Origin of the sequence: Paenibacillus sp. FSL R5-0914 (assembly GCF_038004525.1) — a bacterium.
In the GTDB taxonomy this organism is placed as follows: domain Bacteria; phylum Bacillota; class Bacilli; order Paenibacillales; family Paenibacillaceae; genus Paenibacillus_AQ.
Genome location: NZ_JBBORH010000003.1, coordinates 193,996 through 214,984, shown reverse-complemented (window position 1 = coordinate 214,984; position 20,989 = coordinate 193,996). Strand labels below are relative to the sequence as shown.

Annotated in this window: 16 protein-coding genes; 6 read left to right on the top strand and 10 right to left on the bottom strand. The window is 44.8% G+C overall.

All coding sequences use genetic code 11. The annotated features are described in order from the left end of the window. Positions 1–68 precede the first annotated feature (68 nt). Complete coding sequence (ligD, locus tag MKX60_RS24255) at positions 69–953, top strand: non-homologous end-joining DNA ligase (protein ID WP_341061238.1); 885 nt, start codon at positions 69–71, stop codon at positions 951–953. Positions 954–1,190: 237 nt separating this feature from the next. On the opposite strand, the gene MKX60_RS24250 is transcribed toward ligD, so the two are convergent. Both MKX60_RS24250 and cls read right to left on the bottom strand, forming a co-directional pair. After that, positions 1,191–2,030 carry a YitT family protein gene (locus MKX60_RS24250; RefSeq protein WP_231573468.1) on the bottom strand — a complete coding sequence of 280 codons (840 nt, stop codon included), beginning with the start codon at positions 2,028–2,030 and terminating at the stop codon, positions 1,191–1,193. A 240-nt stretch (positions 2,031–2,270) separates the two neighbouring features. Then, positions 2,271–3,701 (bottom strand): cardiolipin synthase, encoded by a 1,431-nt coding sequence (gene cls / locus MKX60_RS24245; RefSeq protein ID WP_339800823.1) that lies wholly within the window; start codon positions 3,699–3,701, stop codon positions 2,271–2,273. Between the two features lie 208 nt (positions 3,702–3,909). Between cls and MKX60_RS24240 the strand changes: the two genes are divergently transcribed. Together MKX60_RS24240 and MKX60_RS24235 are read left to right on the top strand one after the other, a co-directional pair. Beyond that, complete coding sequence (locus MKX60_RS24240; RefSeq protein ID WP_256716271.1) at positions 3,910–5,028, top strand: peptidoglycan DD-metalloendopeptidase family protein; 1,119 nt, start codon at positions 3,910–3,912, stop codon at positions 5,026–5,028. 40 nt (positions 5,029–5,068) lie between these two features. After that, positions 5,069–5,518 carry a bactofilin family protein gene (locus tag MKX60_RS24235; RefSeq protein WP_076283918.1) on the top strand — a complete coding sequence of 150 codons (450 nt, stop codon included), beginning with the start codon at positions 5,069–5,071 and terminating at the stop codon, positions 5,516–5,518. A gap of 8 nt (positions 5,519–5,526) precedes the next feature. Here MKX60_RS24235 and MKX60_RS24230 read toward each other — a convergent pair whose 3' ends face one another. The 5 genes from MKX60_RS24230 to MKX60_RS24210 form a co-directional block, all read right to left on the bottom strand. Beyond that, the gene (locus MKX60_RS24230; protein WP_042185240.1) at positions 5,527–6,315 is read right to left on the bottom strand and encodes an ABC transporter permease; all 789 of its coding nucleotides are present in this window, start codon (positions 6,313–6,315) and stop codon (positions 5,527–5,529) included. Beyond that, positions 6,308–7,219 (bottom strand): ABC transporter ATP-binding protein, encoded by a 912-nt coding sequence (locus tag MKX60_RS24225; RefSeq protein ID WP_341061714.1) that lies wholly within the window; start codon positions 7,217–7,219, stop codon positions 6,308–6,310. The genes MKX60_RS24230 and MKX60_RS24225 overlap by 8 nt, the downstream gene beginning before the upstream one ends. 212 nt (positions 7,220–7,431) lie before the next feature. Beyond that, positions 7,432–12,027 carry a glutamate synthase large subunit gene (gene gltB / locus MKX60_RS24220; protein ID WP_341061236.1) on the bottom strand — a complete coding sequence of 1,532 codons (4,596 nt, stop codon included), beginning with the start codon at positions 12,025–12,027 and terminating at the stop codon, positions 7,432–7,434. A 363-nt stretch (positions 12,028–12,390) separates the two neighbouring features. Continuing rightward, complete coding sequence (locus tag MKX60_RS24215; RefSeq protein WP_042185237.1) at positions 12,391–14,745, bottom strand: YhgE/Pip domain-containing protein; 2,355 nt, start codon at positions 14,743–14,745, stop codon at positions 12,391–12,393. A gap of 203 nt (positions 14,746–14,948) precedes the next feature. Beyond that, positions 14,949–15,524 (bottom strand): TetR/AcrR family transcriptional regulator, encoded by a 576-nt coding sequence (locus tag MKX60_RS24210; RefSeq protein WP_179085738.1) that lies wholly within the window; start codon positions 15,522–15,524, stop codon positions 14,949–14,951. A 267-nt stretch (positions 15,525–15,791) separates the two neighbouring features. Between MKX60_RS24210 and MKX60_RS24205 the strand changes: the two genes are divergently transcribed. Beyond that, positions 15,792–16,979: an MGDG synthase family glycosyltransferase gene (locus MKX60_RS24205; RefSeq protein ID WP_076299152.1), complete on the top strand. Its 1,188-nt coding sequence runs from the start codon at positions 15,792–15,794 to the stop codon at positions 16,977–16,979. A gap of 69 nt (positions 16,980–17,048) precedes the next feature. On the opposite strand, the gene MKX60_RS24200 is transcribed toward MKX60_RS24205, so the two are convergent. The 3 genes from MKX60_RS24200 to thpR all read right to left on the bottom strand — a co-directional run bounded on the left by MKX60_RS24200 (position 17,049) and on the right by thpR (position 19,377). Next, positions 17,049–17,732 carry a metal-dependent hydrolase gene (locus MKX60_RS24200; protein WP_042185230.1) on the bottom strand — a complete coding sequence of 228 codons (684 nt, stop codon included), beginning with the start codon at positions 17,730–17,732 and terminating at the stop codon, positions 17,049–17,051. A gap of 74 nt (positions 17,733–17,806) precedes the next feature. Next, a complete protein-coding gene (locus tag MKX60_RS24195; RefSeq protein ID WP_076283914.1) occupies positions 17,807–18,697 on the bottom strand; it encodes a cell wall hydrolase in 891 nt (296 codons plus the stop codon). A 77-nt stretch (positions 18,698–18,774) separates the two neighbouring features. After that, positions 18,775–19,377, bottom strand: a complete 603-nt coding sequence (gene thpR, locus MKX60_RS24190) for an RNA 2',3'-cyclic phosphodiesterase (protein ID WP_076283913.1) — start codon at positions 19,375–19,377, stop codon at positions 18,775–18,777. A gap of 88 nt (positions 19,378–19,465) precedes the next feature. Here thpR and MKX60_RS24185 point away from each other — a divergent pair, with 88 nt between their 5' ends. Both MKX60_RS24185 and MKX60_RS24180 read left to right on the top strand, forming a co-directional pair. Next, positions 19,466–20,422, top strand: a complete 957-nt coding sequence (locus MKX60_RS24185; protein ID WP_341061234.1) for a D-2-hydroxyacid dehydrogenase — start codon at positions 19,466–19,468, stop codon at positions 20,420–20,422. Between the two features lie 79 nt (positions 20,423–20,501). After that, positions 20,502–20,906, top strand: a complete 405-nt coding sequence (locus MKX60_RS24180; RefSeq protein WP_341061713.1) for a GrpB family protein — start codon at positions 20,502–20,504, stop codon at positions 20,904–20,906. The last annotated feature ends 83 nt before the right edge of the window (positions 20,907–20,989 follow it).

The window sequence follows — 20,989 nt, the reverse complement described above, 5'->3', positions numbered from 1 at the left end:
TTTTTTTCATGAAAAGGAACAGACTGGCACATAATACCCTCATTCCTATAACAGAGAGGAGGTTCAGGATGCCAGCAGCCATCAAAGGCACAATTACTGTAGACGGCCAAGAGATAACCATCACCAACCCAGAGAAGCTGCTATGGCCGAATTGCGGGATTACGAAGCGGATCTATCTGGAAAAGCTCGCCGCCCTCTCTCCCTACCTGCTGCGTTATTGTCGAGATCGGCTGCTAACCGTAATACGTTATCCGCATGGTATCTCTGGAATGTCCTTTTATCAGAAAAATGCACCTGATCCTCTTCCAGCCTTTGTCCAGACCGCTGTTCACGAGAATATTAACTATATCAAGCTGCAAGGTTTACCTGAGCTGATCTGGCTGGGTAATCTGGCTGCTTTGGAGTTTCATCCTTCTTTGCATTATGTAGGTAGCGAGCTGCCTTGTGAATGGATGATTGATCTAGATCCGTCGCGTGAGGTCGAGCCCCGTATCATGGAAGCAACTGCAATCGTAGGGACGGTCCTAACCTCCCTTGGTTTATCCTCTGTGCCCAAAACCTCCGGGGCTACCGGGGTGCAGATCATCGTTCCTATCGAGACTGGCGTTACTTTTGATGGATTGCGAAAAATCGGACACTTTGTGGGGCGTTATGTCACTGAAAAGCACCCCGATTTATTCACCTTGGAGCGTCTGAAGAAGAATCGGGGAGATAAAATCTATTTTGACTACCTCCAGCATTACAGTGGCAAAACATTAGCTGCACCTTACACACCACGTGCCAGGCCGCTTGCTACAGTATCCACACCATTGCTCTGGAAAGAGGTTCAGCAAAACGTATCTCCTACTGATTTTCATCTGCTCAATATTGAGGAACGCCTGCAACAGATGGGAGATCTTTTGGAAAAAGTGCCACCGCAGCCCGTCAAACAACTCATTGCTAAGCTTCCATAGGGATGGAATGCCACGAATAATGAGCCCAAAAACAGCAATAAGCCCGCAGCATCATTTCATGCTACGGGCTTATCAGGCGTCCCACTCAAGGACAGAAGGTATATTGTATAAGAATACGGCATATCGAGTCTTGTTCACCGTATTTATTGCTCCATTATTCGTAAAAATACCTTCTTTCAGTTAATAGTACTAAAGTGCCAAGCTAAAACGCCTGCGGCGTCCTTTTAGGATGGTAAGCTAATGAATTGCTTTCTTCTTGAAACGGCCACCTTTAACATCATGAATGTTACCTATTGCGATGAATGCACCAGTATCCCAATCCTCAACAATGGATTTAAGCTTAGCTTCTTCCAAACGGGTAATAACCACGAAGATCACTTTCTTATTCTCCCCGGAAAATCCGCCTTCTCCATCTAAATAAGTAACACCACGTCCAAGACGTTCCGTCAAGGCTTCACCGATATCACGGAATTTATCACTAATAATCCATACCGATTTCGACTGATCCAGACCCTCAAGTGTAATGTCAATTACCTTGAATGCAATGTAATAAGCAATTAGTGAGAACATCGCATTATTCCAACCGAACACAAATCCAGCTCCGGATAAGATGAATAGGTTGAAGAACATAACAACTTCACCTACAGAGAAGGGAAGCTTCTTGGCTACAAGAATCGCAACAATTTCTGTACCATCTAGAGATCCGCCAAAACGTACAACTAGCCCTACACCTACACCAAGAATGATCCCCCCAAAAACGGCAGCAAGCATAGGCTCAACCGTAAAGGCATTCACATGATGCAACATTGAAGTACCAATAGACATAAGCACAATTGCATATAAGGTAGATAAGGCAAAGGTCTTACCGATTTGCTTATAACCGATTAACAAGAACGGAAGGTTTAACAGCGTCAATAAAATCCCCAGAGGAATGTCGAATAGATGTGATAAAATAATGGAGATACCGGTAATCCCACCATCAATCATTTGATTCGGTACGAGGAATATCTCAAGTGCAACAGCCATCATTGCTGCCCCAATGGATAACATGATCATTCGCTGCGCGAACTTAGCCATTTTATGTGTTCCGGTCTTCTGCAGCTTGTTCTTTTCCTCTTTGGCAATCATTTGTGGACTCACATTCATAGAACTCCCCCTACAATTTAACAGTATAGTGTTGAAACATTCGGAAGTATAATTATAATCTATACTTTCTTACATTTCTTCTTATACAATTATTATATCACAAAATAAGCCCTAATAATGAATGGAACACGTTATATCCTTCGAAAAATTCAGATTTAGTCCTCTTTCCGCTCATAATAGCGGAGATAACAACTGACACAGCCCTTCACCGAGTTTGACAATTCTCCCTCTCTCCTTAAACTTTACAGGATCAATAAATTCACTGTGCTTTTGATCCTTCTCAAACCCTGTGACTAGAGGGGATATAGCATCAGGATGTAGCAGCACAGCAGTCAATTCAAAGTTAGAATAAAAGCTGCGCATATCCAGATTTGCACTCCCCACTGTAGCGAGCAGATTATCGATAATCATGATTTTGGCATGCATAAATCCTTTAGTATAGCGGTAGAATTTAACTCCAGCGTCTTGTAAATTTTCTAAATAAGACAAAGAAGCATGATAGACAAGCACATTATCAGGCTTCGCCGGAATGATAATTCTTACATCCACTCCACGAAGTACTGCACTTTTCAAGGCCCGGCAGATGGCAGGATCAGGAATAAAATACGGTGAAGTAATCCAAATCCGCTGTTTAGCTGCACATAAGGCGGCAAAATACATCTCTTGAGAGGCGTCCATTGCAGCATCCGGACCACTCCCTACAATCTGCACGGCTTCTTGTGACTCACAATTATGTTTTGGGAACAGACGCGGATGGCTTGTGCTTTCGCCAGAGGCCAATCTCCAATCCTTTAAGAAGACATACTGAATATAATATACTGAGTCTCCTTCGAGACGCAGATGGGTATCACGCCAGTATCCCATTTTGAGATCCTTCCCCAAATAATCATCCCCTATATTCATTCCACCCGTGAAGCCAACGAGGCCATCTACCACCAGGATCTTCCGATGATTACGGAAATTAAAACGACGGTCTAACAGAGAACTAATCGGAGGTAAAAAAAAGTGGAACTCCACCCCAGCATTTCTCATCGTTCGAATAAACCTACGACTTAATTTATGACTGCCCAGACCATCACAAAGCAAGCGTACCTTAACGCCCTGTCGCGCCTTCCGAATCATAACATCTTGAAATTGCTCACCGATCTCATCATCACGATAAATATAAAATTCCATATGTATATGTTCTTTCGCTTCTTCCATAGCTTCCAGCATAGCATCATACGCTTCTCTCGCAGATGATAATACCCTGCTCTTGTTATGACCAGTAATTGGTCCTTCTGCGATCTTAGAAAGCAAACCCAATAGACCCTTATTATTCTCAAACTGAGCGTTCCCACTCTCAGTAACATCCTTTACTACCTTAATATTGCCAGAGACATGCGAACGAATTTCACGAAATAGTGTAGTACATCTTTTGTTTAATTTTCGATTCTGTCTATAATCACGGCCCAGAAAATAATAGAATGCCAGACCCAGCGGCGGACAACAGAATGAAATGAACAACCACGCCAAAGCCCTTTGCGGGCGACGAAACTCCATAAATACAATTACTGCGACCTGAATAATAAAAAGACTTAGAATTATCGCAAAAATCTTCAATTCCCTACCCCCTTCATTAATAAAACAGTTACCAATAGACTCGCTGCGACGATTCTATTACTGGTTTTGCCGTAACTCTCTTTCTTTATTCAAACAAACCGTTGTCATGTTCCTGAAAGATATGGAATACATAGAGTAGTAAGACAATTCGGGATGAGCCTAATGCAAGTAAGGTCGTTAGCTTCGTGTATCGTAAGGCGGCTGCCATATGCCGCAGAAAGGAGAAGCCATGAAGAGTCAGCCAGATCATAACCGGATTACGCTGCTCGTCGTAAGGGATGCCGGACGCCCAGTCAAACAACTCCAGATCTCCAAGCCACTTGCGTTCGCCCTGCCGGCAGCAGCAGCCCTGTCCCTCTCCAGTCTGGTCACCTCTATGCATTTCCATGCCTCGCAGTCGATCTCACAACTGGAAGCTGAGGCAGCCGCACTATCACTAACCAATCTCCGCATGGAAATGAAGGTCGCTGACAAGGATAAGGATCTAATGCAGCTTCGTACTCAAGTCAGCGAGCTATCAGAAGAGGCAGATAATATTAAAGACAAGCTGAAGAGTGTAAATGCGCTGGAACAGGAGTTGCAGTCTTTGATTAACAAAAGCAAAGGCTCCGCCGCTGAAACAAAAGAATCAAAAACGGGATCAACCGCTTCAAACTCAACCTTAGGCTTATCGAGCCGTAACGCTGTGCCAATCCCAAATGAGACATCTTTTAAAGCTACAATCACATCACAGGTAGGCGGAGAATATATCGCGTCTTATCAGAACGAATCGCTGAATCTAGTGGAGGAAACAAAAGACGATTTCGAAGAGATCCACGGTATGCTCGATGAAATGGTGGAAAGTATTACTCAAACTATCACTCTGGCGGAGCATGCGAATAACGTTCAAGCAAATCAACAGGCAAAAAAAGCTCAAGCTGAAAAAGCCAGACTAAATGCAGCGGTACTCTGGCCTACAGATTCTAGGGTCATCTCCTCAAGCTTCGGCTACCGAACAGATCCTTTCAAAGGCTTATCCGCGTTCCATTCAGGTGTCGATATTGCCGGGAACTTAGGCGATCCTGTATATGCCGCCTTAGACGGGGAGGTCGTTACCTCCGAGCAGATGGGTGCGAGAGGCAAGTATGTCGTGATCAAGCATTCGAACGGGCTTGAAACCTGGTATATGCATCTGCAGGCAATGAATGTATCTGCGGGAGACATGGTTAATAAGGGGCAGAAGATCGGTTTGCTTGGAAACACTGGTCGAAGCACAGGACCTCATCTTCATTTCCAGGTAGTAAAGCAGAATAAAACTGTGGATCCATTGGATTATGTTAAACCCTAAACGTTAATGTAAAAATATATGAAATAGGAGGAATTTATACATGTGGAATAAGCGGCAGCAGCGTGCCTCTATCAAGTCTACTGACTCTCTGATTGGGCATGGGGGTACGCTCGAGGGTAAAGTACATTGCGATACGAACCTGAGGATTGAAGGTACCTTTAGCGGAGAAATTATATGCAGTGGTGTAGTCACTGTAGGTGAGGAAGGCACGGTGCGCTCCAGTATTAGAGCAGAAGAGATCGTTATCGCTGGTAAAGTATATGGAGATGTTACCGCAGACCGTAGGCTCATTATGACTGGTACTGGCGAGCTGCACGGTAATATTTCTGCAGGAGCACTCAGTATTATGGAAGGCAGCCTGCTTAATGGGTCCATCGCCATGCAAGAACAGCCCACCTCTGAACAAGCAGGTGAGCTCAAAAGTAATACGAAAAAGGACAAGACAGCAAAACGTTCCTCCAAAGCAGAAGAAACGCTTGAAGCCGGTTAATCCTATTTTTATCCAGCAACGTCCCGTTTACGGAAGACAAACCAGGAAACTGCTAAGAATATAACATAATACACTGCCAGCACAGCAATGGAGAAGCCTAGTGTAGCACCACCTGGACCAATATCAGATCCCATGTAGACCCTTAGATCCATATGAGTGAAAATTAAATATCTGGCCCATTCGAACACATCCGGATTAAGCAAAGCAGCGAAAATACCTTGGGCAAACATGATAAACATAGATAACCCTATCGCCAATCCACTTGCACGGAATACGGAAGAGATCATAAAAGCAAGCGTAACCGTCAAGAAAAGAGTGACATAGCGGCATAGGAGATCTATAAAGGAATACTCAGCAGGACTCCAAGCTGTAATCGAAGACAGTGTGTCTCCAGTTGGAGAGGCGAAAATAAACGATGAAGCTAAACCAAAAACAATCAATACTGCAGTACAAAGCAAGCTAAACAACACAATGCTAATGTATTTCGAGAGCAAGATCTGGGAACGGCTCCACGGGCGAATCAGCAGCATTTTGATGGTTCCCCAGGTAAATTCGCCCGCTACGGAGTCAGCAGCTATAACAACAACGAAGATCGTATTCAGGAAGAATACAACACTCACTATCATTTGGAAGCTGTCCCAAACGCCTAAGCGTGATGCAGGGTTATCTGTTGTGAAATACATAAGAGCCGGAAGAAACGCACTAAACACTGCTAGAATAATCAGCATAATCCATGTGCGAGCACGACTATATATCTTGATGTTCTCATTATGTATCAACGCTGTAAAATTACTCAATTCCTTCACCTCCTGTAACCTCTAAGAATTGATCCTCTAGCGTACGGGCAAGTGATTTGATACTGTACACTTTAATCCCACCAGCCACTAGTCTGGCATTAAACTCAGCAATTTCTTCACGTGCCGCCTCAACTACAAGCCCACCGCTCTTTAATGTTCCTTGTCCAATGAGAGCAAGTGCAGCTTCGGCATTGTCAACCTCAAACAAGGTTTCTCCGATAGGCATTGTAACATTGCCTACCTCTTTTAGCTGTTTTACCTCAAGCAGTTGCCCATTCTGAATAATGGCTACACTGTCACACATGAGCTCCATTTCGGAAAGTAAATGGCTGGAGACAAATACGGTTGTTCCTTCTTCACGACAGAGTAGGCGCAGATAGTCACGAAGCTCACGTATGCCTTGTGGATCAAGCCCATTGGTTGGCTCATCTAGAACCAGTAGCTTTGGTCGGTTTAGTAGCGCCTGAGCTACTCCAAGTCTCTGACGCATACCTAGGGAATAAGTCTTCACTTTGTCATGAATTCTTTGACCAAGCCCGACCAGCTCCACAACCTCATCAATCCGTTGCTTACTGACTCCCGGTACCATCCGTGCAAATTGTCTAAGATTCTGATACCCGGACAGAAACTTGTACATTTCAGGATTCTCAACAATAGCCCCAACACTTGCAATAGCCTCTTTATAATTATTTTTAATACTATGACCACTAATCAGGACGTCCCCACTACTAATTGAAATTAATCCCACCATCATTCGTATTGTTGTCGTCTTCCCTGCTCCGTTTGGTCCCAAAAACCCGAATATTTGACCCGGTGGGATATCCAGCGTTAAATCGCTCACCAGCGTCTTAGAGCCTATTTTCTTGGTAACTCCCTGCAGACGGGCAACAGGTTCAGACAGTATTTCTGTATTTGACACAGTATCACTCCCTTTCATTTACAAACAAGTTTACCATACCGTTTTTTTCAGAAAATTACAAAAAAGAAACAGTCTAACGTTGTTTAGACCGAGGATTCGATTTGAACAAAAAGGGACCTGGCCTCCCGCAAACGAAAGAGTCCAAGTCCCTTATATCACTTCATTCAATATTACCTGTTTTTTCAGAATGCAGGTATTTAGCCACCTACACGTGCAAGCTCGCGCATATTCGCTTCAAATGCAGCCATCAAAGCAGCCTCGCCGGTCAATCCGGTTTGCTCCACTTTGCGAATCTGCTCCATCATCCGTTTGTAATCCTTCGGAATGACACGAACAAACTTCGGCAAGCTATCTGCCCACTGATCCAATACCCGCGCTCCCGCCTTACTGCCTGTAAGCTCTACATGACGGCTAATCAGCTCGCGCAGCTCTTCGATCTCTTCTGGCTCTTCCACTCTCTCGAGAAGTACCATCTCGAGATTGCAGCGGCCGATGAAGGATCTCTCTGGATCGTAAACATAAGCGATACCACCTGACATCCCTGCCGCAAAGTTACGGCCTGTTTCACCAAGAACAACCACACGGCCTCCAGTCATGTATTCACAACCGTGGTCACCCACACCTTCTACAACAACCTTCGCTCCAGAATTACGAACGGCAAAGCGTTCACCGGCGATACCGTTGATATAAGCTTCTCCAGCTGTTGCTCCGTAGAATGCAGTATTTCCGATAATGATATTGTCCTCAGCTGCAAAGGTAGCTTTTGGAGATGGTTTGATAATAATCTTACCACCCGACAGTCCCTTACCAACGTAGTCATTGGAATCGCCTTCCACCGTAAGTGTGATCCCCTTAGGAACGAATGCACCCAAGCTTTGACCAGCAGAACCGGTGAAATGAAGACGAATTGTATCATCAGGCAAGCCGGCTGCCCCGTATTTACGTGTCAGCTCGCTACCAAGGATGGTTCCAACGGCACGATTAACGTTCGTAATCGGTAACGATGCTTCTACAACCGTTCCAGATTCCAGTGCAGGTGCAGCCAGATCCAGCAGTTTAGAGACATCAAGCGTCTCTTCCAGACCATGATTCTGACGTTTACTGCAGAAGCGTGTGCTTCCCTCTGGCATTTCCGGTACATGCAGCAGACTACTCAAATCTACGCCCTTCTTCTTCCAATGCTGCGAAGCTTGAGCAGCGTCTAAGCAATCTGTACGGCCAACCATCTCTTGAATCGTACGGAAGCCAAGACTCGCCATAATTTCGCGTAAATCCTGTGCCACAAAGGTCATAAAGTTAACTACATGCTGTGGATCACCCGTAAAGTTCTTACGAAGATCTGGATTTTGTGTCGCTACACCAACCGGACAAGTATCCATTTGGCAGACACGCATCATGATACAACCCACAGCCACTAACGGAGCAGTAGCGAAACCATACTCTTCAGCACCCAGTAATACAGCTACGGCTAGATCGCGTCCGCTAAGCATTTTTCCGTCTGTTTCCAGTACAACGCGGTCACGCAGATTGTTCAGCATCAACGTCTGATGCGTTTCGGCCAAGCCAAGTTCCCATGGAAGACCTGCATGACGAATGGAGTTCATCGGAGATGCACCTGTCCCCCCGTCATAGCCACTTACCAGGATAATATCAGCGCGCCCTTTGGCTACGCCAGCAGCAATCGTACCTACTCCGACTTCAGAGACGAGCTTAACATTAATGTTTGCACGTGGATTGGCATTCTTCAGATCGTAGATCAGCTCTGCCAAATCCTCAATCGAATAAATATCATGATGCGGCGGAGGTGAAATCAAGCCCACACCAGCTGTTGAACCGCGCACTTCAGCCACCCATGGATAAACTTTACGTCCTGGAAGCTGTCCGCCTTCCCCTGGTTTAGCACCCTGAGCCATCTTAATCTGGATCTCATCAGCGTTAACAAGGTAGTTAGATGTAACTCCAAAACGTCCGGAAGCTACTTGTTTAATCGCACTGCGACGGGAATCGCCGTTGCTGTCCGGGATATAGCGGGCTGGATCTTCTCCACCCTCACCAGTATTACTCTTACCACCGATCCGGTTCATTGCAATAGCGAGGGTCTCATGCGCTTCCTTACTAATGGAACCAAAGGACATCGCACCCGTCTTGAACCGTTTCATAATGGACTCCACTGGCTCTACTTCTTCTAATGGAATCGGTTCATAAGCTGACTTGAACTGTAATAAGGAACGAATCGTCAGATGCTTCTCACTTTCACCTTGAACAAGTGCAGCATATTTCTTGTACATCTTATAATCTCCACTACGCACGGAGTGCTGAAGCAGATGAATGGTCTGTGGGTTGAACAAATGATCTTCCCCATCGTTTCGCCATTGATAATCACCACCGGAATCAAGCACTTTATCATTTCCGTCTTTTTCCGTGAAAGCACGGTTATGATGGATAAGTGCCTCGGTTGCTACTTCCTCCAGACCAATACCGCCAATGCGGGAAGGTGTCCAAGTAAAGTAACGATCCACGAATTCCGAGTTCAGACCCACAGCTTCAAAGATCTGCGCGCCCCGGTAGGATTGAATAGTCGAAATCCCCATTTTGGAAAGAATCTTAACTACGCTCTTAGTCGCAGCTTTAATATAGTTCTTCACAGCCTTCTCATGCGAGATTCCCCGCAGTAAGCCTTGGCCGATCATATCATCCAAGCTTTCAAAGGCCAGATACGGATTGACTGCACTCACACCATAACCAAGCAGAAGTGCATAATGATGGACTTCACGAGGTTCACCGGATTCAAGCAAAATACTAACTTTTGTCCGTGTTCCTTGCCGGATCAGATGGTGATGCAAGCTCGATACCGCAAGTAGAGCAGGAATCGCAGCATTCTCACGGTCCACACCGCGGTCCGTCAGAATCAGAATGTTATGACCTTTAGCCATAACGCGATCAGCAGCCTCGTTCATACGGTCAAGCGCGATACGCATTCCTTCTGCTCCGAGCTCAGCCGGGAAAAGAATCGGAATAGACATCGACTTGAAGCCTGCACGACGAACATGACGAATTTTAGCAAAATCTTCATTCGAAAGAATCGGTGTGTGCAGCGAGATTTGGCGACAGCTTTCTGGTTCTGGTTTAAGCAAGTTACGCTCTGGTCCAATTGTAGTCGTAGTAGAGGTAACCAGCTCTTCGCGAATAGCATCGATTGGTGGATTCGTTACCTGAGCAAACATTTGTTTGAAATAATTAAATAGACGCTGCGGACGGTCTGAAAGCACAGCGAGCGGCGCATCATAACCCATGGAACCTACAGCTTCAGCGCCAGTAGATGCCATTGGTTCAAGCACCTTGCGCAAGTCCTCAAAAGTATAGCCGAACGCTTGCTGCAGCTGCTGCACATTGTCATGCTTAGGATTTGGTAGCTCAGGCGCATCTGGAAGCTCTTCGAGACTAATCAAATGCTCATCCAGCCACTGGCGGTAAGGCTTCTCAGTGGCGATAGCCGATTTGACTTCCTCATCGGAGATAATACGGCCTTCCTTCGTATCCACGAGCAGCATGCGTCCAGGCTTCAGGCGGTCTTTATATAAGATGTCCTCTGCTGGAATGTCCAGTACACCCGCTTCGGAGGATAGAATAATCATGTCGTCCTTTGTTACATAATAACGAGCAGGTCGCAAGCCATTACGGTCCAGAATAGCGCCGATTTGCACACCATCTGTAAAGCCCATTGCAGCAGGTCCGTCCCATGGCTCCATCAAAGTGCTGTGGTATTCGTAAAAAGCTTTCTTGTCGGCGTCCATACTGTCATGATTACTCCATGGTTCAGGAACCATCATCATGGCTACTTGTGTCAAGGAGCGTCCGCTCAAATAAAGAAACTCAAAGGTATTATCGAACATTGCTGTGTCCGATCCATCCGGGTTTATAACAGGTTTGATCTTGCTCAGATCTTCGCCGAACACTTCACTCTTGAACAGCGACTGGCGGGCATGCATCCAGTTCACATTTCCGCGCAAGGTATTGATCTCACCATTGTGGATCATAAAGCGGTAGGGATGCGCACGTTCCCAGCTTGGGAAGGTATTCGTACTGAAACGGGAGTGAACTAACGCGATTGCTGATTCCAGCTCTTCGTTCTGCAAATCCAGGTAGAATTGTCCGACTTGTTCTGTAGTCAGCATGCCTTTGTACACGATCTTACGACATGACAAGCTTGGGATATAGAAGGCTTCAGCCTCTTCTACACCACCGTAGCGAATCGCAAGCTCTGCACGTTTGCGGATGACATAAAGCTTACGCTCAAAAGACAATTCGTTCGTAACCGAGGCCGAGCGACCGATAAACACTTGGCGCACAAAAGGCTTTGCAGCCTTCGCAGTTTTGCCAAGCATTTCATCATAGGTAGGTACATCACGATAGCCGAGTACTTCCTGACCTTCTTCAGCAATAATTTTGCTTAAGAGAGCCTCATGTTGAGCCCAAACTTTCTCGTTATGAGATAGAAAAATCATACCTACGCCATAATGGCCTTGTTCCGGCAAAGCAAAGCCAAGCTTCTGGGCTTCACTAGCAAAGAAACGGTGCGGAATTTGAAGCATGATACCTGCTCCGTCACCAGAGTTGGGTTCGCTACCTTGTCCGCCACGATGCTCCATATTAAAGAGCATTGTTAAAGCGTTACTAACAATATCATGGGACGGTTTGCCTTTAATATGGGCTACAAATCCCATGCCGCAAGCATCTTTTTCGAACTGGGGATCATACAGGCCCTGTTTTCCGGGCAGTTCAGTGTGTCTCATCGAACGCAACCTTTCTATTATAAAGTATGGCGTAATCTTTGGAAAATTTTTCAGATTAAAATTTTAATAATTATTCAAGCCAGATTAGTGCTATTATTTTATCACCGGGGTGACAACAGCGCAATTTAAACTTTTTTATGATGCTGATTAACATTTCTTTTTGCGACACAGCTTTAGTGGACAAAAGTTTAAAAAACTCATCTATGTATAATTATGCATAAATGACGCATAAGAACTTATGCAATGAAAGCGTTTCAAGAATTTTCATCACCCTTGAATGTTTGCAAGAAAAAGGGTTCTATGATTTAAACTCAAAAAAAAGCGCCTCCCGGAGGAGACGCTTTTTAATTACTTTTTTTCAAATTATACAGTCATAGCTTGTTCACTGTTCATTCCAGCTTCATTGTCCCGACTGCGGGTCATGAAGTAAGCGAAAGTAAGAGCAAGGAACCCAAGACCGAAGATTGCAAGCACACCTACGTCACTCCACATTGCACTGAAGTCCCCTGTAGAAATTACTGATTTAAGACCACTAACTGTGTAAGTCATAGGAAGCAGTGGGTTAAAGAATTTCATCCAGTTCGGGATCAATTCAAGTGGGAATGTTCCGGCACTAGTTGTTAATTGGAAAATAAGAATAACGATAACAACAAAACGTCCCGGTTGATCCAACCAAGTAACAATGGATTGAACTACCCATGTGTAAACTAGACTAGTCAAGAATGTAAATAGGAAGAATAGCGGTACACTTTGTACTTCTAGTCCAAGTCCGTACAATACAACCACAGCAGCCAGCATAGACTGGATAAAGCTCATGATTGAGAACGTAAGCGTACGGCTGATAAAACGATTCATACGGCTTGCGCCTATTACAGCTGATTCACGCATTGGAATAACAATTGTAGAAATCAGTGCACCTACGAACAAACCAAGAGATAAGAAGTAAGGAGCAAACCCTGTGCCGTAGTTCGGTACATGATTTACAACTTGATCCTCAATCACAACCGGTTGTGCGAACATTTCCATCATTTTATCTGACTTATTCACGCTGCCTGTTTTTTCAGCAGCATCGCTAAGCTTAGTTGCCAGTTCTGTTGATCCAGATTTCAGATCATCCATACCATCTTTCAGCTCGCCTGCACCGTCAGCCAGTTTTTTCGAACCATCTGCTACAGCACTGATACCGGAACCTAGTTCGCCTACACCACTTAGCAGTTTTGAGGTACCATCGCCAAGCGCTTTACCGCCTTCAGCCAGCTTGCTGCCTCCAGCTGCAGCTTCTTTAAGCTTCGCACCAAATTGTTGCATCCCTGCATTCAGCTTATTGCCACCTGTTACAAGTGCAGATGCGCCTTGTGCCAGTTTTTGCTGTCCTGTCAAAAGCTGTGTGCTACCAGCATTTAATTGTTGCGCTCCATCATGCAACTGAGTTACACCAGCAGCTACCTGCTGTGAACCTGAGTGCAGTTGAGTTGCACCTTGTGCCAGTTGCTCTTGCCCACTGTGGAGTGCAGTAGCACCCTGTGCCAGCTGCTCTTGACTTTGTTGCAGTTGCTCACTACCTTGTGCAACAGCTGCACTAGCTGCTAGGAGCTTCTGTACGGCCGGATTCTGTGCCAACTCAGGACTAGCCTGTGCCAATTGCTGCAAGCCTTGAGCGACCGCTTTAGCGCCCTCAGTAACCTTTGTGCTACCTTCTGCGGAAGCCTGCAAGCCTGCCTCTAGCTTCGCGCTGCCATCCACGGAAGAGGTTAAACCTGCTTCCAGCTTCGCGCTGCCGTCAACTAAAGATTGTGTTCCTGCTTGTAATTTAGTAGTACCATCTACAGCAGACTTCGTACCTGCTTGAAGCTGTGTGGCACCTGTTACAGCTTGCTTCAAGCCGTCACTAAGCTGTTTACTGCCGGCAGCGCTTTGTGCAACGCCATCTTGAAGCTGTGTATGAGCAGCCGACAATTGTTGCAAACCGCCTGCCAAAGTGCTAGAACCCGTTTGAATTGCAGTAGCACCTGAATTTAAATCAGACACACCTTTAGTAAGTGGTTCTACACCATTTTGAAGTTTACCTGTACCATCTGTCAGTACAAGAAGATTATCTTTCAGCTTCAAGGCTCCGTCATCTAGCTTACCAGCGCCATCTGCGATCTTGGAAGCTCCATCTCCCGCCTCGCCCAATCCATCAGAAACTTCTGTAATCTGATTGAATACAGACTCCACATAAGCCTCTGTTACCTTAGCGGATACTTTAGATTTAATTTCTGATACAGCCGTTCCACCGATCTGTCCGGCCAGGAAGTTGTAGCCTTCATTTGGCTCATAAATAATTTTTGCCGGTTGTGGTTCATCATCCAAAAGCGTTGTTGCTTTAGCAGAGAAGTCTTCTGGAACAATAATCGCCATATAATAGGTATTGTCCTTCATTCCTGCTTGCGCTTCTTCTAGTGAAACAAAGTTCCATTGAAAGCCATCGGTTACCTTAAGCTCCTCAACCAGATCATCTCCGGCCTGAAGTTGTTTTCCTTCATAATTAGCACCGACGTCTTGGTTGACCACAGCAACCGGTAACTCATTCATCTTGCCATACGGATCCCAGAATGCCTTTAGGAAGAATCCGCTATACATCACCGGAATAAATAGGATGGCAATCATCGGAATCAGCACCTTTGGATTTCTCAGTGCTGCGCCAAGATCCTTGGTAAATACGGATAATGATTTCATTCTGGTTCTCTCCTTATGAGCTTATGCTCTCTTTAAAATGCTTTGTTTGCGAAATATTACGTAACACTAGGTGACCGTTTTCCCCATTCGGTCAATTTAGGGGATAAAAAAACGCCTTTCGGCTCTTCTTCAATGCCTAAAACAGCTTGGAAATTGTTAAGGGAAAGCAATCTAATCACGCCATCCCTATCCTGAATCAACGCTTACTGTGCCAGTCCTTCGGCGAGAAACAAATGAAAGTACATCTTGATCTGTTCCTTGTCCAAGGGAGTATGTGTTTTATTCAGTTCAGCAGTCAATACAATATATAGCCTGAACATGACTACAGATACGATTTTAGGATCGCAAGGTTTGATTTCTCCCTTTTCAAGGGCTTGTTGCACCTCCCGTTCTAAATATTCTAAAACTAAGTTCTCGATCTTCTCGAGCCCTTCTCCTGCCTGCGGCGTTCCGAATTCGCGACTCTCCTGGGAAAGCTTGATGAATAGCTCCTGCTCACTTCGAAATTCCAGCAGGGCATCCAGCACACGATGCAGGTTATCAAAGAAAGGTCTGTCTCGCCTGATCTCGCGATCAGCAATCATCTTCATTTCTACCATCATATCGCGCAGGATCTCATCAAACAATTGCTCTTTGTTTGTAAAAAAGGTGTAGATGGTTCCTTTCCCGACATTTGCGATCTTAGCAACCTGATCCATGGTAGTCGCCTTATATCCGAATAATGAAAATGATTTTGCTGCGGCCTGAAGCACCTGCTGTCTTCGATCCACCACTGCCACCTGTGCCCACTTCCTTTCTCCAGAAAATATCATTACCGCTGACTATCTGACCACTTTACTAATCCGGTCAATTGGTCATTCATTACTTTAACATGTAGCTTTGCAGTTTGCAATACTTTAGAAAATCTTTTATTTTTTTATTTATTGCAGGGTTTTAACTTTCTATTTACGTCTTATTTGTATAATGTGAGTAGAGAACAGTTTTCCCTCATCTATTTAAGAAGAAATTCCGCATTTCTATTGAAAAGGAAAGTAGCAGGTGAACTTATGCGAAAGAAAAGAGTACTGCTGTTTTCGGAAGGCTTCGGTACGGGCCACACAGGAGCAGCCTATGCTCTGGCCGAAGGAATAAAGCTGCTGAATCCGGATGTCCAGTGCCGAGTCATCGAGCTAGGTAAATTTCTTAACCCGATGGTCGCCCCATGGATTCTTTCCGCTTACCGAAAAACAGTTAGCAGCCAGCCTAAGCTGGTCGGCATGATGTATAAGACACAATATCATAAATCATTGAACCCGTTGACTAAGATGGCACTTCACCGGATTTTTTATACACATGCCTCTCAAGTGATCGAACAGCTAAAGCCTGATTTGATTATTTGCACACACCCCATTCCGGCCGCTGTCATTTCCAGACTAAAGCGTCGTGGATTGGAGGTTCCGCTGTATACGTTAATTACAGATTATGATGCACATGGTAGCTGGGTAAATTCCGAGGTCAATCGATATCTCGTCTCTACCCCACGCGTCAAATCAATTCTAACAGGCCGAGGGATTGCTCCTGAGCTTGTAACGGTCACAGGCATTCCTGTGCATCCGAAGTTCTGGGAACGATCCAACAAGACGCTGCTCCGCAAGGAACTAGGTCTAGCCGATATCCCTACTGTTCTCATAATGGGTGGAGGCTGGGGACTGATGTTCGGCAAAGAGATTATGAATTCACTCACAGCCAGAATGGATAACATCCAACTCATCTTCTGTATGGGCAGTAACGAGAAGCTTATAGCCAAAATGAAGTCCAATCCAAGGCTTAATCATCCTAACGTCAGGATTCTTGGATACACCAGTGAAATCAATAAACTGATGGATGCTTCCGACCTTCTAATCACAAAGCCTGGCGGTATGACCTGTACCGAAGGTCAGGCTAAGGGAATTCCAATGCTCTTCTATAAAGCTATTCCAGGTCAGGAAGAGAAAAACTGCCAATATTTCGTAGAGCTAGGACTAGCAGAGGTACTTGACTGTGAGGTAGTGAACAAATGGTTCTCTATGATGCTTCGTGAGTATTCTGTTCTCGAAGAGCAGCGTAAACGCCGTCTAGCCCCTGATAAACATCAACCGCAAAGTTGCGCGACTACCGTTCTGCAGATGTTAGGCAACCCCGCAGACAAAACAGCTGATATCAGAGGAGCAAGATCTCAAGCCCGAGGCGAAGAGCCTGTGTGCATTACACCATAAAGAAAAGCAGGTAGCCAGGGAAATTCCCGGCTATCTGCTTTTTTTGTATAGACATGTAATCAGGATTTATTAAATTTCTATACTTTCACCAGCTTTAAGCGGGAATCCCTCTATCCCCTCTTGTCGCAGACGATCACAGAAATCCATAGCATCCTGAGCAATATCCGGAAATGTATTGTAATGAAGTGGTATGACCTTGTCCGCTTGAAGCCAGCGCGCAGCAAGGAGCGCATCATCCGGTCCCATGGTCAGCATATCGCCAATTGGCAGAGCCGCCAAATCAATCGCAGTTCTTTCACCAATCAGACGCAGATCGCTGAATAGTGCGGTATCACCTGCATGGAATAACGTCTTCCCCTCAATCGTCAATAAAATACCTGCGGGTTGTCCAGCATAAATCCAAACGTCGCCTTCCTGAATCGATGAGGAATGAAACGCCTGAGTATATTTAACGGTAATGGCATCATAAATATGACTGCCGCCTATATTCATATGTTTAACCTTGGCACCCTTCATTCGGCAGTATTCTGCAAGCTCAAAAACTGCAAAGATCGGACAATCATTCTGTTTGGCAATTTGCACAGCATCACCTAAATGATCCGAGTGACCGTGAGTCAGCAGGACAGCATCTACAGTAATGTCATCAGGTGAAATACCGGAGTTCGGATTTCCTGACAAAAAAGGGTCAATAATAACTTTCGCTTGCTCTGTTTCTACCAGCAGCGCTGAGTGTCCGTAATAAGTGATCTTCATGACAATTCTTCCACCTCCAGGGTTATATAGTCTAGTTTACCCTATAAATAGCTGAGGTTCACAGATAAGGTCAATTATTTATAAAACGTATGATTACCAATGGTCTTCACATACTCCTGCGAATGATGTACGGTAAGATCCTGCGCAAGCTTAAGCGATAGGAAAAAATAAGTACTATCGGGAACTTCCTTCACCCCAGAGAGCGCCGCGTTCACCGCTTTAATACTATCATCATTAGGCTTGACACGTTTAAGACGCCCGTTAGCTACAGGACTGAATTGATGCTTTTGATAAATGACCTTATATATCGTGTCGGGGAAATTGGCTGACCGTAGCCTATTCAGAACAACGTTGGCAACTGCCACCTTGCCCTGGTACGGTTCACCTTCCGCCTCTGCCATTACAATTTTTTGTAGCAGAAGCAGTTCTTCTTCGGATACTGCGTAGCGCCGGGTTGCTTTACTTTGCTGCTCCTGGCTTAATAGCTCGGTCCGAGAGAAGTATAATGTTGTGAGGGGATTTTTCTGAGATGCCGAGACTGTCTTAACTACAGTCTGAGCGCTCTTTTTCGCTGTCGCTTTCTGCGCAGCTGAATTAGATTGTGCTACATCAGCCTTTACCCGAACTATGGAAGCCTGCGATGTATTTTGTGGCTTTATTTTATTCTTACTAAGCCATTCTACACTCTGCTCTGGTTTCCAAGTGGAACTGAACAGGTTAACTGTGCTGTAAAGCTTATTCGTTTGTGAAACTTTTGTAGTGCCCCTCGTCTTACTAGATTTTGATTCTTCTTGCAAATAATTAATTACCGATGCTCGGCTGGTGGATTGCAGCTTATCCATCTGCAGATTATCTATTTTCCCCTCGGCAACCTGATTAGGCTGCATTAAGCTTATGGCAGAGAAACACACTAGTATAACGCCAACAAGCAACGCGATACAGCGGTTTTGTTTAAAGATTAACATGATATTCCTCCTATTTCACGGCACATTCCTATTGTATGTAACCGAAAACGGAAGCTTTGAAAACTTAAATACCAATTTTAAAATGTAATATTTTCAATCATTTCATACATAGGAATGGCATACATTCTGGTAGCATACAACACAAAACTATCAATCGTCCAGTCTCTATGAAAGATTTTTGATCTTTTTTCATCATCCAATTTCAGTAAATTTTCCAGCAATTTATCATCAAATGAAATTTTTCCAAGGTACTTTCGAGCCACTGTGAGATGTGGTTTGTACTCCCTGGATTCGGCCGAAAAACCTAAAGGAAGTGTAGCAGTGTGTACTCTCGCAGCCAGTAAATTCAGCTCTTCTAGTTCGCCAGAAACCCCTACCCATAAAACTTTTGGAGCCTTTGGCAGACCAAATGTATTCCATTTGTCTAAGGATAGTTTGAAGGGGCGGCATTGCTCTGACATCTGCTTCAACGACATGATTAAATCCGGGATTTTCGTCTTTGGGGTGTCTCCTAAAAATTGCAGGGTAATATGATAATCCTCTGGATGAGTCCATTTTGCAAAATGAAACTTTTGAGATAGGTTAGAGCACTCTTCCGCCACAACTTGCCCAAGTTCTGAGGGTAATTTCACAGCAATAAATAATCGTTCTGAATCTTTATCCGACACGTTAGCATCCATATCAATTTCACCTTCTCCTATAGATTTGGTATCCTTATCCTATAACATTATCCATTTTCATCAAACCTTAGAGCAGGAGGAATACATCATGACTAAGTCCATAGTATGTTTACAACCACTTACAGCCGAGCAACAAGAAAGGATCAAAGCAGCAGCCCCCGGTTATACATTCATACAAGGAGACGGCAAAAATCCGGATTTACAGCTGCTAGCTGATGCTGAAATCGTAATCGGCTGGGCTAAAGGCATCGCCGATACGCTTCTTCGTCCAGATTCGCCCCTTCGCTGGGTCCAATCCTGGTCTGCTGGAATTGAGAAGCTCCCGTTAGAGCGTTTTAAGAAACGTGGAATCCTATTGACTAGTGGGAGCGGAGTGCATGCCGAGCCTATTTCTGCGGTAATCTTTGGCTTCATGCTTCTCTTCACACGTAATTTGCATACAGCTGTTCGCAATCAGATGAACCGCTACTGGAATTCTGACGGAAGTGAGAGTGAATTGTTCGGAAAGACAGCCGTTATTGTTGGAACTGGAGCCATCGGCAGCGAAACTGCCAGAATCGCTAAAGCTTTCCGGATGAAGACGATCGGAGTAAGTCGCTCAGGCAAGCCACTCGCTGATTTTGATCAAGTATATACCACTGACCATCTGCCAGAAGCTGTGAGCCAAGGCGACTTCATCATCAATATACTCCCTATCACCGATGAAACTAAGCAATTATTTAATACTGCTATCTTCTCTGCCTTTAAACAAGGCTCTTATTACATTAACGTTGGACGTGGAGCGACTACTGATACTGAGGCTCTAATCCATGCACTGAATCGCGGTCAGCTTCGTGGTGCGGGATTGGATGTATTCGAAACCGAACCCCTCCCGCAGGATCATCCACTTTGGACTATGGAGCAGGTAGTCATCACTCCTCATTCTGCTGGCATAACCGATCAATACGCTAATCGAATCGTAAATATTTTTACCGAAAATATAAATTCCTATTTATCTACTGGCACTCCATCCCTAAATCTCGTTGATTATGCCCGCCAATATTAAATTTAGTATTTGATTATTAAGAACACTTGTTCTATAATAAAAAAAATCCAGGAATCAAGCATAAAGAGAGGTTAGCGAAATAGATGTTACTGTCACACAATACAATGAGGAATGGAATCTTATCTTCCAAGAAGGATCTCGTAAGATTAAAGAGATCTTCGCTGATGCACTTATTGATGTTCACCATATTGGGAGCACTTCTGTTCCTGGGCTAAAAGCTAAACCAATCATTGATATGATGCCTGTTGTACGAAATATCGAAGTCATTGATGACTTCAACGCGCAAATGACAGAGCTCGGTTACGAATGTATGGGCGAGTTCGGTATGAGTGGCGAGGCAGCAGAACAATACGGTAATCTAAAAGAGGATCTTGCGAATCAATTTCCGAAGGACATTGAAGCTTATATGGATGGGAAAGAAGCATTTGTCACCGAACTAGAAAGAACAGCGCTTGAATACTATTCAACTTTAACTATAAACTGATCATACAAAATAGTCCCTGCATATCTATTAGGCAATCCTAATGGACATGCAGGGACCCTTATTTCACACCTGGATCGCAGCGC